Raw genomic sequence first — 1,459 nt, forward strand, 5'->3', positions numbered from 1 at the left:
AGGAGAATCTCAATGACGTTGTCAAGCCGCCGCAGTAGTGGTTGCGGGTTGGTAGACAGCGTGGTCGCGCAGCATGGCCCACAGGACGTTGAGGCGCCGGCGGGCCAGGGCGAGGATGGATTGGGTGTGGGTTTTGCCTTCGGCTCTTTTGCGGTTGTAGTAGGTCCGGGATGCGGGGTCGGTACGGATGGCGATTTGGGCGGACAGGTAACAGGCTCGCAGCAGTCGTCGGTCGTAGCGGCGGGGGCGTTTGAGATTGCCGCTGATGCGCCCGGAATCCCGCGGTACCGGGGCCAGCCCGGACACGCCGGCAAGACGATCGACGGAGTCGAAAGCGCTCATGTCGCCGCCGGTGGCGGCGAGGAACTCGGCGCCGAGTATGACGCCGAAGCCGGGCATGCTCAGGAGGATCTCGGCGTGGCGGTGGCGGCGAAATCGGTCCTCGATCATCGTGTCGGTTTCTGCGATTTCGGTGTCGAGGGTCATCACCTCCTTAGCCAGGCGGGCGACCATGGCGGCGGCGAGGTTTTGGCCGGGCACGGTGGTGTGTTGGGCGCTGGCGGCCTCGATAGCCGTGGCCGCGACAGCAGAGGCGTTGCGGGCCTTGCGTTTATGCAGCCAAGCTGTCAGGCGGGCAGCGCCGGCGCGGCGCAGCCCGTCGGGGGTTTGGTAGCCGGTCAACAGGATCAGCGCGGCCTTGCTGGCGCTGTAATCGAAGCCGCGTTCCAGGGCGGGGAAGTACTCAAGCAGCTGGGCACGCAGCCGGTTGATCACCCGGGTGCGATCGGCGACCAGGTCGGTGCGCCGAGCGGTCAGGATGCGCAGCTCGACCGCGATGTCATCACCGGGTCGCAGCGGCTGCAGGTCGCGGCGCATCCGAGCTTGGTCGGCGATGACGGCGGCGTCCTTGGCGTCGCTTTTGCCGTCGCCACGGTAGCCGGCCGAGGCGTGGTAGATGGTGCGGCCGGGGATGTAGAGCAGCCGCTGCTCGGCGGCGATGAGCAAGGTGATCAGCAGCGCGGCACCACCGGCGTTCAGGTCGATCGCCCAGGTAACTTCACCGCCGTCGGATTGCGCCGCTACTGCGTCGATCAGCTCCAGCAGTGCGGTTTCGTCGTTGGCTACCCGTTGCGACAGCAGTCGCTGACCCTCCGCATCGATAGCCACGCAATGGTGGTCGGACTTCCCGGCATCGACACCGGCCCAGACCTGTTGGCTCACAGCCACCTCCGTGATCATTGGCATCCCTATCAACCCAGCAGACGACCACGCCGGCGTGTCCTTACACAGCGATCAAATCGCATCTCTCAATTAGCGGTCGAGTCGTCGCGGGACGTCGGGCGGCCAATCTCCTTCGGCCATGAAACACCGCAAACGCATGAAAGCCATACCCGACGTCCCTGGGCAGTTCGAAGCCTACGGCCGAGGGCAACAACCACCCTGCAAGAAAGGTAAGGAA

General features: G+C 65.5%; 1 protein-coding gene. It reads right to left on the minus strand.

The features are described 5' to 3' along the window. Positions 1–21: 21 nt before the first annotated feature. Positions 22–1,221, minus strand: coding sequence for an IS110 family RNA-guided transposase (locus BST44_RS29105; protein ID WP_174900762.1), 1,200 nt, complete (start codon positions 1,219–1,221; stop codon positions 22–24). Between the last annotated feature and the right edge of the window lie 238 nt (positions 1,222–1,459).

The sequence above is a fragment of the Mycobacterium scrofulaceum genome, assembly GCF_002086735.1.
Lineage (GTDB): Bacteria > Actinomycetota > Actinomycetes > Mycobacteriales > Mycobacteriaceae > Mycobacterium > Mycobacterium scrofulaceum.